The sequence below is a fragment of the Streptomyces sp. NPDC059003 genome (genome assembly GCF_042740445.1).
Classification (GTDB): domain Bacteria; phylum Actinomycetota; class Actinomycetes; order Streptomycetales; family Streptomycetaceae; genus Streptomyces.
This window is the reverse complement of sequence record NZ_JBHYJH010000004.1, coordinates 1-14,014: the sequence shown is the minus strand read 5'-3', so window position 1 is coordinate 14,014 and position 14,014 is coordinate 1. Positions and strand designations below refer to the sequence as shown.

Here is a 14,014-nt window from a genome sequence, read left to right as displayed (position 1 = left end):
CCCTTGGCCACGGAGGATGACGGTGAGCAGGGCCGGAAGCGAGGAAGCGCCCGGCCCGCCGCGATCCGGATATCCCGCCGGCCAGGCATCTCGCTGCGCAGATATCCCTGTCCCGCTGTCCCATGCGAAAGGCCGTCCCATGCACTACCCGCACTCCCCCGCCCCCACCTCACCCCGGCGTCGGCGCCTGCTCACGAGCGCACTCGCGACGGCCGGTGCGACGGCCTTCCTCGGCGCCACGGTGATGACCGGCAGCGCCGGAGCCATCGTCAACGGGCACGACTCGACACAGCGCTATCCGTTCATGGCGACGATCCCGATGAAGGAGGCCGACGCCCAGTGCGGGGCGACGCTCATCGACCGGCAGTGGGTGCTCACCGCGGCGCACTGCGTCAAGGAGTCCACGCCCGCCGGGACGGTGCGGATCGGCAGTGAGCACCGCAAGACCGGCGGCACGGTCCGTAAGATCGACAAGACGGTCGTCCACCCGGGCTATGTGCCGGTCGACGACGACGGCGCCCCCAGCCGCAACGACCTCGCGCTGGTGCGCCTGGACCGCCCCGTCACCCAGAAGCCCCTGCGCATCGCCGCGAAGACGGGACCGGCGGGCACGCACACCCGGATCCTCGGTTTCGGCACGGTCATCGACATCGCCGACCTCAAGGACGCGAAGTTCCCGGCCAGGATGCAGGAGCTGGACACCCGCAGGGGGTCGGAGGCGGAGTGCTTCGGCCGTGTCGACAACACTCGGCTGTGCACGGTCAGCCTGAAGCCTAAGGCCATGGCGTGCTTCGGGGACTCCGGCGGCCCGCAGCTCCAGCGCACGGCGGGCGGCCGCTGGGAGCTCGTCGGCGCCACCTCGGGGGACGGCGACTGGGACAGCACGTGCTCGACAGGACCCGGCCTGTACACCAACGTGCCCGTGTACAAGAAGTGGATCAACAAGACGCTCCACGAGAACCGCTGACCGGGCGGGGCTGAGGACCACGAGGGGGCATGAGGGCGTGGACGGCCGGGGGACACGGAGAGCGGGGTTAGATTCGCCCTCATGTCAGTGATCGCCGTCCTCGCCCTCGACGGAGTCCCGGGGCACCACCTCACCGTGCCGGGCCTGGTGTTCGGCACCGCCTCCCGCGAACACCGGGACGTGGCGTACGACGTCAGGCTGTGCGCCGCTCCCGGCCTGCGGACGACCGGCGCCCCGGCCCCGCTCCGCATCAGCACGCCGTACGGCCTCGACGGCCTCGCGGACGCGGACGTCGTCCTGGTCCTCGGGCACGACGGCCCTCGTACGGAGCCGCCGGCGGAGGTCCTCACCGCGCTGCGTACGGCGGCGGGGCGCGGCAGCCGCATGGCCGCCGTGGGCACCGGGACGTTCACGCTCGCGGCGGCCGGGCTCCTCGACGGGCGGCGTGCCACGACCAGTTGGCGGCACATGGAGGAGCTGGCGGCGCGCCATCCCCGTATCGGCGTCGACCCGCTCGGCACCGCGGTCGAGGACGGGCCGTTCCTCACGGCGGTGGGGGTCTTCGGCGGCATGGACGTGTGTCTGCACCTGCTGGCGCGCGACCACGGCCGGCGGGTGGCGGGTGAGACGTCCCGGGAGCTCATCACGCCGCTCCACTCGTACGCGGACGACGTGCAGGACACCATCGACCGGGAGCTGACGGAGAGCGCGGGCCTGGAACCCACGCTCCGGTGGCTGCGGTCCCGCCTCCACGAGCCCCTCACGCTCCACGACATCGCCGCCCACGCCCGCACCAGCCCCAGCAGCGTCACCCGCCGCTTCCGCGCGCACACCGGTCTGAGCCCGCTGCAGTATCTGCTCCGTGCCCGCCTCCAGGAGGCCCAGCGCCTCCTGGAGGAGACCGACACCCCCGTCGAACACATCGCGGCCCGCACGGGCTTCACCTCACCAGCGGCCCTGCGCCACCACTTCCGCGCGCTCACCGGCACCACGCCGCGCGACTACCGCCGCGCCCACCGGGCCGCACTCCGCACCGTGCAAAAGGCCGACTGACGCTCTGTTTCGCCTCCCCTCCCCCGTGGCAGACTCCACCGCGGGACAGAGCAGGACAACGCGGGATCAGCCGCGCGAGGGGAAAGGGACGGCCTGACGTGACTGCGCCGCGGTCCGCCCCGACCGTGCTCCAGATCGTGCTGGGGAGGCGGCTCGCCCTCCTCCGTGACGGCGCCGGTCTCACTGCTGCCGAGGCGGCCACGCGCGTGCGCGTCGACCAGACCACCATCACGCGCATGGAGAAGGCGGAGACCTCCCTGAAGTGGGCGACCGTCAAAGCCTTGTTGGAGCTGTACGGAGCCGGGCCCGCCGAGACCGAGGAGTTCCTCGCGCTCACGGAGCAGGCCAACGCTCCCGGCTGGTGGCAGAGCTTCCGTGACGTGCTGCCCAGTTGGTTTGGTGTGCATGTGTCGCTCGAAGGTGCGGCCGCCCGGATCCACACGTACGAACCGCAGGTGATCCCGGGCCTTCTGCAGACCAAGGAGTACGCGCACGCGGTGCTGCGGTCGGGGCTGCCCCGCGTCACCGCCGACGTGGTGGAGCGCAGGGTGAGTCTGCGTCTGAAGCGACAGGACATCCTCACCCGCACCGAACCCGAACCCCCGCGGCTGTGGGCCGTCATGGACGAGACCTGCCTGCGCCGCACGGTGGGCAGCCGCGCGGTGATGTGCGGCCAGATCGACCAGCTGCTGCGCATGGCGGAGCTTCCGAACGTCACCCTGCGGATCTGCCCCTTCGAGGCCGGCCTGCACCCCGGCGGCTTCGGGCCGTTCACGGTGTTCCGCTTCGAGATCCCCGAGCTGCCCGACGTCGTGTGCGTCGACACGCTCAGCCGCGGCCAGTACAGCGAGGACCCCGAGGAAGTGGCGCTCTTCCGCGAGGCCCTCGACCACATGAGCACCTACGCACTGTCCAGCGCGCGCACCCGGCAGTTCCTCATGGACGTCCGCGACGAGCTGACGCGCTCCACGAGCCCCCGCTGACCCCTGGCGGCCCCTGGCGGCCCCGCTCCCCTTCCTGTCGGACCACGCCCCTCCGGTCCACTGAGCGGAACGGAAGTGGTCAGGGGTTCGCCCGGTGGCGACAGTGATGTCCTCGCCGGGCCGACCGGTCCGGCCCGGGGGAAAGGAGAGCGAGCGCATGGAGACTCGCCCCAGATCGGCCGGTCCCGCCCTCCCCGTGGCGGGAGTGCCCGCATGATCGTCAACCTCGCCAAGTTCAACGGCTCGCTCCCGTACGCGTCCGAGCTGTACGGCGTGTACCAGCCGCTGCTCGGCTGGCGCTCCGCCCGGCTCGCCAACCGCTTCGGCGCGAAGGGCTCCGCGGTGCACCGGTCGCTCGCCGCGGCCCTCACCGAGAAGATGCGGCCCTCCTACAGCCTCACCCCGCCCAGCGGCGCGTCGGCGGCCGAGGGGGCCGAGGCCGCGTTGACCATCACACCCGGCAAGACCGCGCCCGGTGTCGTCTCCGCGCTGCCGTCCGCGCTCGACACGGTGGTCTCCCGCGAGCTGGTCGCGCGGCTCCAGCGGGAGGACCTCACCGACCCGGCCGTCTGGGACCGGCTCGTCGGCCCCGAGGGCCTTGCCGCGCTGCTCCGCATCGCCGAGTCGAAGATCTCACAGGGCGGCGGGAACGGCGGGAACCCCCACGCGGCCGGACTCCTGGCCGACGCGGACGCCGACAAGGCGGCCCTCGCCGCCCGGGAGTCCCAGATCGCCGGTACCCTCAAGCAGCTCCAGGCCACCGGCCGTTACGACGTGCTGCACGCCATGTACGCCGCGGGCGGCCGCCTGGTCGACGTCCCCGTCGTCGACGCCCTCGCCGGGCTCCTCGGCGCGCCGGTGTCCGGGCCGCGGGCGAGCGCGGCGCCGAGCCCGGCGGACGCCTCGCTGTCGCCCCTGGGTCTCGTCCACCTCTTCCGCCAGTACTTCTTCGAGTTCGACTCGTTCCTCGGCCCACCCGTGCAGCACATCTGGCTCAGCCCCGGCGCCAGCGTCGAACTGATCGAGACCAGCACCCGCCGCACCCTCACGGAGCGCACCACCGAAGCCGCCACGGAGACCACCGACCGCACCGAGCGGGAGTCCACCGTCCAGGACGAGCTCGCGGCCTCCGTGCGCGACGAGAACGAGAACAGCACCAAGTTCGGCGTCAGCCTCGCCGCGAGCGCGAGCGGCGGCATCGGCGTGTTCAACACGGAGGCGTCCGCCTCCACGAGCTACGAGACCGAGAACACCCGCAGGGCCGCCAAGGAGAAGACGCACAAACAGCTCCGCCAGCAGACCATCAAACTCTCCACGGAGATCAAGCGGAGCTTCAAGTCGACGTTCAAGACCGTCGTCGAGACCACCGACACCTCCAGCAAGCGCTATCTGCTGCAGAACACCACCGACGAGCTCGTCAACTACGAGCTGCGCCGCAAGATGCGTCAGGTCGGCGTGCAGGTCCAGGACATCGGCACCCAGATGTGCTGGCAGACCTACGTCGACCGGCCCGGCGACCAGCTCGGCACCGCCAAGCTGGTCCACATCGCCCAGCCCCCGGAGTCCCAGGTCCAGCCCACCCAGCTGATCCCCGTGCCGGAGGAGTACGAAGAGACCGTCGAGGGCTCCTGGAAGGGTCCCGACGACGACGAGTTCGACACCCGGCTCGCGGACCGGGTGCTGTATCCCAAGCACGGGTTCACCTATCAGCGCCACGGCGACGTGCAGTGGCTGAACAACAACGTCGCCGCCCTGGAGATCCACGAGACGGCCAAGGGCAGCAACGTCCTCGCGGTGCGGATCGTCGGCCACAGCGAGGACGAGGACGTCTTCTCGTACCGCTTCACCGTCACGTACGCACCGTCCGCCGCGTACCGCAAGGAGATAGAGGACCAGAACAAGGAGCGTCTGAAGCAGGTCGACCAGGAGAAGGAGCGCGCCGCCAAGGAGGCGTTCTACAAGGCGGCACAGGAGCGGGTCGAGATCGCCTCGGAGATCGCCCCGCGTCCCTTCGCGGACCTGCGCGAGGAGGAGCGGATCGTCGTCTACCGCGACCTGGTGCGGCAGCTGTTCACCGGCGCCGGGCTCTCCGGCGGCACCGGGCAGCAGGCGCACCACGTCATGGCGGAGCTGGTGCAGAGCCTGTTCGACGTCGAGAAGATGCTGTACTTCGTGGCACCCGAGTGGTGGGTGCCCAACAAGCTCGCGGGCAAGCAGCACATCGGGGTCGAAGGGGGCGACGGCACGCAGGAGTTCGAGAAGAGCACCGTCGTGACCTGGGGCAGCGGCATCAGCGACGCCGACGACTACTACATCACCGCCGGCTCGGCACCCGCGCGGCTCGGCAGCTCGCTCGGCTGGCTGCTCCAGCTCGACGGCGACAACCTGCGCAACGCCTTCCTCAACGCTCCCTGGGTCAAGGCCATCGTGCCCATCCGGCAGGGCAAGGAGTTCGAGGCCCTGGACTGGCTGACCAACGCGGGTGTGGAGGGCACCGACGGCCTGGACAGCCTGTACGTGGAGTCCGTCGACGGCGAGCGCGCCCGCATGCTGGCCGTGCTCAAGAGCTACGTGTGGAAGGACCCGAACCTCGCCGCCCGCTACCGGACCCTCACCGCGGACAGACTCACCCTGCACGACGCGGTCCGCTATCTGGCGGTGGTCGTCTCGGCGGAGTGGCAGAAGTCGCGGCAGAAGGTCAGCGACCGCCTTCCGGACGGCACTCCGGTCAACTACCTGCCCACGGACAAGGTGTACGAGCGCGGCTTCGACCCGCTGGAGAAGGGCTTCGAGGCGGGCGGCGCCGAGCCGTTCAAGGTCTTCGACACCTGGATCGAGATCCTGCCGACCGACCAGATCGTGGCGTCCGAGGTGCGGTACGACCCCAAGACCGGGATGCAGATCTGAGATGCCGCCACGGTTCACGCTCACCGCCACCGACGTGCTCGGCCGCCGCCCGACGGCGGCCGAGGAGGCGGCCGTATCACTCGCCCTCACCGACGGCGACGGCCGCCGCACGGTGGACGCGCGGCTCACCCTGGAGCGCCCGCGGGTCCTCGTGCCGCTGCTGTCCGGGACCTGGACGCGGATCGAACTGCGGGTCGCCCACCCCGACTACGCCGAGGAGTCCGTGACCCTGCGCCGGACTCCCGGCTCGGACGTGGACTGGGACAACCGCGGCGCCCTCGTCACCCAGGACGGCGGCACCATCGACCTCACCCTGGAACTCGGCCGGATCCGGCAGGCCCCGGTGACCCCGCCGCCCTTCCCGGGGACCAAGGCGGCGGCCGAGCAGAACGGCGTCTTCTTCGTGGAGGGCGACGGCCTCCCCCGCCGGTACGCCAACCTGAATCTGCCGCGCCCCGAGGCGGCCTCCCTGTGGGGCCAGAAGATCGCCTTCCGTTCCCTCAAGGACACCTCCGGCAGCGCGCCCACCGCGCTGGGCGACCCGGCCAAGGACGCCTGGGACCGGCTCAGCAGCGTCGAGACCGCCGTGGCGCTCAAGGACACCGGGGGCTTCCTGTGGCTGGAGTACGGCAGCGTCACCGGGGCCCACCCCGAGCAGCCGCGGTTCCTGGTCGGCGTCTGGGCACCCCGGGCGGCCGGTCCGGTGCCCAAGGGCGGCATGGACGTCGTCTGCTACTTCACGCCCAGCACCGACACACCGACGTTCCCGCACACCACCTATCCCTTCCGCACCGGGTATCCGTACGCGGTGAGCCAGGGCGCGGCGGCCGCCGACCAGCCCTACGTGGTCCTCGGCTACCGGCACCTGATGCGGGAGATGTCCCTCGTCCAGGCCCAGCACGCCTCCGGACGCCCGGCGCTGCTCGTCCTGCCGGTGTTCCCCGCCCTCAAGCCCGAAGCGAAGGGGCGCGCCGGGGCCGGAGAGGAGCAGCACGCGTGGCAGCCCTTCGCCTCCCAGGAGGGCATGCACCGCCTGCTCCTTGAGGTGGTGCACTTCCTGCACCGGTTCGGATACCGGCTCCGGGGGGACTTCAGCCGGTGGCAGGGCACGAGTGCCCCCGTCGACCAGCTGTCGCCGCTGCCCGGGACGCCCTACTTCCGTTCGGTGCCGGACCCGCCACCCGGGCTGCGGCATGTGACCATGTGCGGGTTCAGCAGCGCGATATCAGGCCTGTTCCCGCTCTTCACCCGGTCACGGATCGCGCTGAGCACCAGGTATCCGCCGCACTTGTTCGGCGGCGACGCCGACGCCTTCACCCAGGCGTGGCGCGAGTGGTGGGATCTGGACCTGGAGCTGAACGCCACGCTGACGGGCATCAAGACCGCCGACTACGAACAGCGGCTGCTCCAGTGGCTGGGCGAGGGGCACGACCGCCGGATGCGGATGTACCACGGCCAGTTCACGACCGGGGCCACCGACCCGGCCCGGCTCTTCGCCCGGCTCGCCCAGCGGAATCCGGCCGTCACGGAGATCGGGCGTCCCGTCGCCGCACGCGAGTGGCGGGACCCGGGCGGGCGCTGGTCGGCCGCGTTCTACACCATGGCGTTCCTGCGCGCCGCCGCCCGTCCACCGGGCGTCCTGCCCGCGTACCCGCTGCTCACCGAGCCCGCACAGCTGACGCACCGCTTCGCGGCGGCCATCGGCTTCGGGCACGCCTCCACCCTGCGCCTCGCCACCTGACGCGGCCGTCGGCCCCCGAACCCTGGCGCGGCCATCGGCCCCCGCACCCTGGCATGGCCATCCGGTCCCGGCACCGCTGTCGGCCGCACCCGCCGCCCGCAGCGGTGCCGGGACCCGGTAGGGTCGGCGTCATGAAGTGATGACCTCGGCACACCGCCCCCGTTCGACGCCGTCCGAGCCCGTGCTCCGGCGTCCGGTCGGTCTGCCCACGGCACCCGTCATCCACTCCACACGATCGGATCCTCATGACCGACGCGCTTTTCCTCGACCACGTCGCCGACCGGCTCGCCTCGCTGCCCGCGGTGCGCGCCGTCACGCTGGGCGGCTCGCGCGCCCAGGGCACCGAAACCCCCGACAGCGACTGGGACTTCGCCGTGTACTACCGGGGCGACTTCGATCCGGCCGACCTGCGGGCGGTCGGCTGGCAGGGCGAGGTCTCCGAGGTCGGCGACTGGGGCGGCGGCGTCTTCAACGGCGGCGCCTGGCTGACGGTCGACGGCCGGCCCATCGACGTCCACTACCGCGATCTCGACGTGGTCGAGCACGAACTCGCCGAGGCCGAGCAGGGCCGCTTCCACTGGGAGCCGCTGATGTTCCACCTCGCGGGCATCCCCAGCTATCTGCTGGTCGCCGAACTCGCCCTGAACACGGTGCTGCGCGGCACCCTGCCCCGCCCCGCCTACCCGCAGCCCCTGCGCGAGACGGCACCGGCCATGTGGCGCGGCAACGCCACCATGACGCTCCAGTACGCCAAGGGCGCGTACGCCCGGCGCGGCCAGGTCACGGAGGTCGCCGGCGCACTGGCCACCGCAGCGCTGCAGACGGCGCACGCGGTCCTGGCGGCGCGCGGCGAGTGGGTCACCAACGAGAAGCGCCTCCTTGAGCGGGCGGGCCTGCGCGGCATCGACGCGATCACGGCCGGGCTCGGGCCCGACCCCGACACCCTGGAGCGGGCGGTGACGGAGGCGGAGAAGCTCTTCGCGGAGCGTACGCGGTAGTGCGGTCGGCCTGAACCCTGAACCGATGGTGAGCGGGCCGCGCCCGTCACCACCGGTTCACCCCAACGGGTAGGCCGCGTGGGGTCGTTGTGCAGGTCACGTGTGGGCAGAACGCAGAAGCCGTCTCTCCGTACACAGGAACCACCGACCAGGAAGGGACACCCCTCGTGCGTCTGCCTTCGCTTCCCCGCACCGCCCGCCTCACCGCTGCCGCCGCCGTACTCCTGACCGCGGCCGCCCTCGGCCCGGCCGTCACCCCCGCCCACGCCGCCACGTCCTGCACCGTCAACGGCCGGCCCGCGTCCGGGACCACCATCAGCGGCACCCCGGGCGCCGACGTGATCGTCTGCCAGGACGTCGACGCCGGAAGCACCGTCGACGCGCTCGGCGGCGACGACCGGATCACCCTCGACGGCACGGTGAACGGCACCGTCCGGGGCAGCGCCGGAGCGGACACCGTCACCGTCGCGCAGGGCGGATCCGTGAGCGCGTCCGGCCAGTTGGAGGGCCAGACGGAGCGGGACGTCTTCAACCTCGAAGGGCCGCTCGGCGGCCGGATCCGCGCGGGGCAGGGGAACGACGAGATCCATGTGTTCCCCACGTCCGGCGTGCTGGCCGACGGCGGCGACATCCGCGCGGCACTGGGAAACGACACCGTCATCGTGGACCCGGGCGCTGCCGTGGCCGGTCTGGTCCAAGGGAGCCAGGGCACGGACACCCTCGATGTGAGCCGCGTCGAGCCCGGCGGCACCGTCCAAGGCAACGAGGACGCCGACCAGATCACCGTCGCCGACAACCTCGGCGCCGTCGAGGGCAATGACGGCGACGACACGATCGACGTCCGGGAGAACCTCGGCACGGTGGACGGTGGCGGCGGCACCGACACGTGCACGGTCGTGGGATCCCCTCCGACGGGTTGCGAGGCGCCCTGAGTCGCCGGGAGTCACCCGGCTCAAAATACGTGTCGAGCAGGCGAGGGCCTCCTCTAGACTCCGCCGATGACCAGCGACTTTCTCCGTCTCACCGTGCTCGGCAGCGCGACGCCCTACCCGAGTGCGGACAACCCCTGCTCCGGATATCTGGTGTCTCACGGGGACACCCGGGTGTGGGTGGACGCAGGCAGCGGGACGCTGGCCGCCCTGCAACGGCACGTACGGCTCGACGAGTTGGACGCCATCTGGATCTCGCACCTGCACGCAGACCACAGCGCCGATCTCCTCACCGCGTACTACGGCGCGCTGTACGCCGACATCACGCTCGCGGCGCCGATCCCGCTGTACGGCCCGCCGGGCATCGCCGACCGGCTTGCGCACTTCCTCACCAACGGCGCCGTCCGCAGCCCCGTCGAGTCGGCCTTCGCCGTCGAGGAGCTGTACGACGGGCATCGGGTGCGCGTCGGCGGGCTCACGCTGACCAGCGCGGAGGTGGTGCACGGCATGCCCGCGTTCGCCCTGCGGGCCGAGGCTTCGAGCGGGTCTGTGGTGTACTCCGGTGACACGGCGCCCTGTTCGGGTCTTGTCCGCCTGGCGGAGGGGTGTGACGTGCTGCTGTGCGAGGCCGAGAGTGCGGAGGCGCCGCGCGCGACGGAACCGTGGGTCCACCACACGCCGGAGGACGCCGGTGACACCGCCCGCGCGGCGGGGGCGGGCCGGTTGGTGGTCACGCACGTCGGCCCCTTCCTCACCCCGCGGGAGGCGGTGGCCCGCGCCTCGGCCCGGTTCGACGGTCCGGTCGACCACGCCGAGCCCGGCGCCGTATTCGGGGTTGGCTGAGCCAGTAACTCAAGTCCCGCAATGTGGCGATATGCACCCTTCCGCTCAGCCGGCCGTGAGATGGCATCACGGCCCGAAGCACCAGATCGGCGGGGCCTATCGGTTGCCGCGGCGCGTGGGATATCCCTGAAGGGGCGGCCCCGTCCGGGGTCCCGTTCCCCTCGGAAGGAGTCCCGTCATGGACGGCTGGTACGTGGACGGCCGGTGCACCAACTGCGATGTGGCCCGGCAGTTCGCGCCCGACCTGATCACGGAGGCCGACGGCAGGTCGGAGGTGCTGCGCCCACCGCACGACGAGGCGGAGGCGCGCCGCTTACACGCCGCCGCCTTCGCCTGCCACACCCGCTCCATCCGCACGGCCTCGGGGCGGCAACCCGACGCGGCGCTCGACCCGTTCCCCATGGCCCTGGACGACGGCGTACTGATCTGCGGCCACAACTCTCCGCACACCGCCGGGGCCAACTCCTATCTGCTGCTGCGGCCGTCCGGCACGGCCATGATGATCGACACCCCGCGCTGGAGCCGTGGGCTGGCCGAGCGGTACGCGGCGTCGGGCCCCGTCACCGACGTCCTGCTCACCCACCGCGACCACGTCGCCCACGGCCGCCGCTACGCCGACCACTACGGCGCGCGGCTGTGGATCCACGAAGGCGACCTCGACGCGGCACCGGACGCCGACCAGGTGATCCGGGGCGTCGAGCCGGTCGGGATCGGCGAGGGCGTCGTCGCCCATCCGCTGCCGGGGCACACCCGGGGCAGCGTGCTGTACCTGGCGGACGACCGGTACTGCTTCAGCGGGGACAGCTTCTACTGGTCGCGCACGACCGGCGACCTGGAAGTGGCGCAGAGCGTGACCTGGTACTCCATCGAGGAGCTGGCCACGTCCCTGTCCAGGACCGCCGGTCGGCTGCGCTTCGAGTGGGTCCTGCCCGGCCATGGGGACCGGCGCCGCCTCCCCGCCGACGAGATGTCCCGGGGGGTGCGCGGCCTGGCGGAACGTACGCGGCACCTGCGCCCCGAGCCGATCGACTTCACGGCCGTCCGCTGGTGACGCGTCCCCGGTGACCTGGCGCGCGGCCCGGCGTCAGGGGCGACCGGACTGCTCCAGGAGGCGCCGGAGCCAGCGGGTGCGGGCGTTGCGGGCGTCCAGGCTGAGGGCCGCCTTCGGTGCGATGCCGTCGAAGCCGTGGTAGGCGCCGGGCCACACATGGAGTTCGGCCTGGCCACCGGCCCGCCAGATCGCGTTCGCGTACGCCACGTCCTCGTCCCGGAGCATCTCGGCCGACCCGACCTCGATGTAGGCCGGGGGGAGCCCGGAGAGGTCCGTGGCGCGGGCCGGGGCGGCGTAGGGCGGGACGTCCTCGGCCCCGTAGCGGTCGCCGAGGAGGGCCTGCCACACGGTCGCGTTGGAGGTGCGGTCCCACAGGCCCGTGCCCGACATCTGCTCGCCGGAGAACGTGTTGTTGCGGTCGTCGAGCAGCGGGCAGAGCAGCAGCTGCCCGAGGGCCCCGGGGCCGCCGCGGTCGCGGGCCAGCAGGGCGAGGGCCGCGGCGAGCCCGCCGCCCGCGCTCTTCCCGCCGATGATGATGCGGTCCGCGTCGATGCCGAGGTCGGCCGCGTGCCCGGCCGCCCAGACGAGTCCGGCGTAGCAGTCCTCCAGCGGTCCCGGGTAGCGCGTCTGCGGCGCGAGGCGGTACTCGACCGAGATCACGGCCAGCTCCAGCGGGTGGACCCACTCGCTCAGGATCCCCGGGAGCACGGACCACGCGTTGCCCATGACCATGCCGCCGCCGTGCATGTAGTACAGCAGCGGCAGCGGCCCGACGGCCCCGGCCGGCCGGGCGCTCACGAGCGTGACCTCCGGTCCGTCCGGCGGTCCCGGCACGCGAAGCTCCTCGACCTCGAAGCGGCCGTCGGCGCGGAGGTCATCGGCGGTCGGCCTTGGCCGGGACGCGGCATCCCGCGCTTGCCGTGCCGCGAGGTTCTCCGGCGTGATCGACTCCCGTGCCTCCGGGCCGAACCTCGCGAGCACGACGTCCAGTTCGGGGTCGAAGGGGGGCACTGCCCTCTCTCGTCTGAGACGCATGAGGCGTAGCCAATCACACCGTCTGTACGTACGGGTGCGGCCGTCGCGCCCTTCGACGGACGCCGGCTGCTCCGGGCTACGACCGGCGGCGCGGCTTGCCCCGCTTCGCGGGCTTCTGGCCGCCCTTCTGGCCGCCGGAGCCTCGGCGCGGGCCCTTCCCCGAGGGCTGTCCCGCCGCGGGCTTGCGGCGTGCGCCGCCCTGCTCGGACTGCTTGGGCTTGGGCTTCTGCTGGGCGGGGGCCTCGGCGCGACGGCCGCGCGTGCTGTTCACGGTGCGGCCGCGGACGATGCCGATGAAGTCCTCGACCATGTCGGTCGTCGCGTCCGCGGGCCAGGACAGCGCGACGCGCGACGCGGGGGCGTCCGGGACCGGGCGGTAGGTGAGGTCCCTGCGGTGGTGCAGCCGGGCGAGTGACTGCGGGACGACGAGGAGGCCGATGCCCGCGGCCACCAGCTCGACGGCGTCGGCCGTGGTGGCGGGGCGCTCGAAGGCGGGCTCCCCCGGCGGGCGCTCCCAGTCGAGGGTGTCGTCGAGGGGGTGCAGCAGGACCTCGTCGGCCAGGTCCGCGGTGGACACCTCGTCGACGGCCGCCACGATGTGGTCCTTGGGGACCACGACCACCGTCGTCTCCGTGTACAGGGGGATCGCGCTGAGGTCGTCGCCGTCGACCGGCAGGCGCACGAAACCGGCGTCGGCGTCGCCCGCCCGCAGCAGCGCACACGCGTCGCCGGGGGCCACGGGGACGAGGGTCAGGGAGATGTCGGGCAGCCGCTCGTTCCAGATACGCACCCACTTCGTGGGCATCACCCCGGGGACGTAGGCGAGCCGAAACGTAGGGGAGTCTTCCGAGCCTGTCACCGCGCCAGACTACCGGCAGTAGTCGCCGCCCGGCTCACCGGCCAGGTCCTCCGGCACCCGCGCCGGTCGTGGTCACAAGTCGCTCACCTGCTCGTTACCCTTGTCGTATGACGTCGCACCAGACCTCCCAGACGATGAAGCCCGCCACGGCGGCGAAGAAGCTGGGTGTGTACCTCGAGGCCACCCCCGCCGAGTTCCGGGAGGGTGTCGTCTCACGGGCCGAGCTCAACGCGCTGCAGGCCGACCCGCCCGAGTGGCTGCGGGACCTGCGCCGCGACGGCCCGCACCCGCGCCAGGTGGTCGCGGCGAAGCTGGGCGTCTCCGTGTCGGGGCTCGCGCGCGGCGGCGTCACGGACGCCCTCACCACGGAGCAGATCGACGCGCTGAAGGAAGAGCGCCCCGAGTGGCTGGAGCGCGAGCGCGCCACCCAGGCGGACGTCCGCAAGGAAGCCGCGCGCATCAAGGCGAAGAAGGCGGAGCAGGACGCCAAGGGCCAGGCGCAGGGCCAGTAACAGCCGCGATCCCCGTACGCCCCTGCGCTCAGCACGGGCGTACGCCTACTCACTGCCCGCCCGCCCCGCATCAGGAGTCACCGCCGTGTCCCCGCACCCCCCGCGATCAGCCCACCCCGACCTGCGGGCCGACTGC

General features: G+C 72.3%; 12 protein-coding genes. 10 read left to right on the top strand and 2 right to left on the bottom strand.

Annotated features, from left to right (window positions below):
- Nucleotides 1-139 precede the first annotated feature (139 nt).
- From ACFWZ5_RS03310 to ACFWZ5_RS03270, 9 genes are all read left to right on the top strand, one after another.
- Complete coding sequence (locus ACFWZ5_RS03310; protein WP_384793057.1) at nt 140-967, top strand: S1 family peptidase; 828 nt, start codon at nt 140-142, stop codon at nt 965-967.
- A gap of 81 nt (nt 968-1,048) precedes the next feature.
- Nucleotides 1,049-2,020 carry a GlxA family transcriptional regulator gene (locus tag ACFWZ5_RS03305; protein WP_384793060.1) on the top strand — a complete coding sequence of 324 codons (972 nt, stop codon included), beginning with the start codon at nt 1,049-1,051 and terminating at the stop codon, nt 2,018-2,020.
- Between the two features lie 98 nt (nt 2,021-2,118).
- Nucleotides 2,119-3,003 (top strand): helix-turn-helix domain-containing protein, encoded by an 885-nt coding sequence (locus ACFWZ5_RS03300; protein ID WP_384793063.1) that lies wholly within the window; start codon nt 2,119-2,121, stop codon nt 3,001-3,003.
- Between the two features lie 213 nt (nt 3,004-3,216).
- Nucleotides 3,217-5,910: a hypothetical protein gene (locus ACFWZ5_RS03295; RefSeq protein WP_384793066.1), complete on the top strand. Its 2,694-nt coding sequence runs from the start codon at nt 3,217-3,219 to the stop codon at nt 5,908-5,910.
- A gap of 1 nt (nt 5,911) precedes the next feature.
- Nucleotides 5,912-7,651: a hypothetical protein gene (locus ACFWZ5_RS03290; protein ID WP_384793069.1), complete on the top strand. Its 1,740-nt coding sequence runs from the start codon at nt 5,912-5,914 to the stop codon at nt 7,649-7,651.
- A 245-nt stretch (nt 7,652-7,896) separates the two neighbouring features.
- Entirely contained in the window at nt 7,897-8,649 is a 753-nt protein-coding gene (locus ACFWZ5_RS03285) for a nucleotidyltransferase domain-containing protein (protein WP_384793072.1), read from the top strand.
- Between the two features lie 167 nt (nt 8,650-8,816).
- Nucleotides 8,817-9,581, top strand: coding sequence for a hypothetical protein (locus tag ACFWZ5_RS03280; protein ID WP_384793075.1), 765 nt, complete (start codon nt 8,817-8,819; stop codon nt 9,579-9,581).
- A gap of 66 nt (nt 9,582-9,647) precedes the next feature.
- Nucleotides 9,648-10,421: an MBL fold metallo-hydrolase gene (locus ACFWZ5_RS03275; protein ID WP_384793078.1), complete on the top strand. Its 774-nt coding sequence runs from the start codon at nt 9,648-9,650 to the stop codon at nt 10,419-10,421.
- Nucleotides 10,422-10,599: 178 nt separating this feature from the next.
- Complete coding sequence (locus ACFWZ5_RS03270; protein WP_384793081.1) at nt 10,600-11,472, top strand: MBL fold metallo-hydrolase; 873 nt, start codon at nt 10,600-10,602, stop codon at nt 11,470-11,472.
- A 33-nt stretch (nt 11,473-11,505) separates the two neighbouring features.
- Here the strand turns inward: ACFWZ5_RS03270 and ACFWZ5_RS03265 are convergent, their stop codons facing one another.
- Together ACFWZ5_RS03265 and ACFWZ5_RS03260 are read right to left on the bottom strand one after the other, a co-directional pair.
- On the bottom strand, nt 11,506-12,507 hold the full coding sequence (locus ACFWZ5_RS03265; RefSeq protein WP_384793084.1) for an alpha/beta hydrolase: 1,002 nt from the start codon (nt 12,505-12,507) through the stop codon (nt 11,506-11,508).
- Between the two features lie 76 nt (nt 12,508-12,583).
- Nucleotides 12,584-13,366 carry a LysR family substrate-binding domain-containing protein gene (locus ACFWZ5_RS03260; protein ID WP_384793087.1) on the bottom strand — a complete coding sequence of 261 codons (783 nt, stop codon included), beginning with the start codon at nt 13,364-13,366 and terminating at the stop codon, nt 12,584-12,586.
- Between the two features lie 107 nt (nt 13,367-13,473).
- Here ACFWZ5_RS03260 and ACFWZ5_RS03255 point away from each other — a divergent pair, with 107 nt between their 5' ends.
- Nucleotides 13,474-13,878, top strand: coding sequence for a DUF5997 family protein (locus tag ACFWZ5_RS03255; protein WP_384793090.1), 405 nt, complete (start codon nt 13,474-13,476; stop codon nt 13,876-13,878).
- Nucleotides 13,879-14,014: the final 136 nt, after the last annotated feature.

Coding starts and splice junctions, on each gene's coding strand:
- ACFWZ5_RS03310 (WP_384793057.1), top strand. CDS start 140: ATGCACTACCCGCACTCCCCCGCCCCCACCTCACCCCGGCGTCGGCGC.
- ACFWZ5_RS03305 (WP_384793060.1), top strand. CDS start 1,049: ATGTCAGTGATCGCCGTCCTCGCCCTCGACGGAGTCCCGGGGCACCAC.
- ACFWZ5_RS03295 (WP_384793066.1), top strand. CDS start 3,217: ATGATCGTCAACCTCGCCAAGTTCAACGGCTCGCTCCCGTACGCGTCC.
- ACFWZ5_RS03290 (WP_384793069.1), top strand. CDS start 5,912: ATGCCGCCACGGTTCACGCTCACCGCCACCGACGTGCTCGGCCGCCGC.
- ACFWZ5_RS03285 (WP_384793072.1), top strand. CDS start 7,897: ATGACCGACGCGCTTTTCCTCGACCACGTCGCCGACCGGCTCGCCTCG.
- ACFWZ5_RS03275 (WP_384793078.1), top strand. CDS start 9,648: ATGACCAGCGACTTTCTCCGTCTCACCGTGCTCGGCAGCGCGACGCCC.
- ACFWZ5_RS03270 (WP_384793081.1), top strand. CDS start 10,600: ATGGACGGCTGGTACGTGGACGGCCGGTGCACCAACTGCGATGTGGCC.
- ACFWZ5_RS03265 (WP_384793084.1), bottom strand. CDS start 12,507: ATGCGTCTCAGACGAGAGAGGGCAGTGCCCCCCTTCGACCCCGAACTG.
- ACFWZ5_RS03255 (WP_384793090.1), top strand. CDS start 13,474: ATGACGTCGCACCAGACCTCCCAGACGATGAAGCCCGCCACGGCGGCG.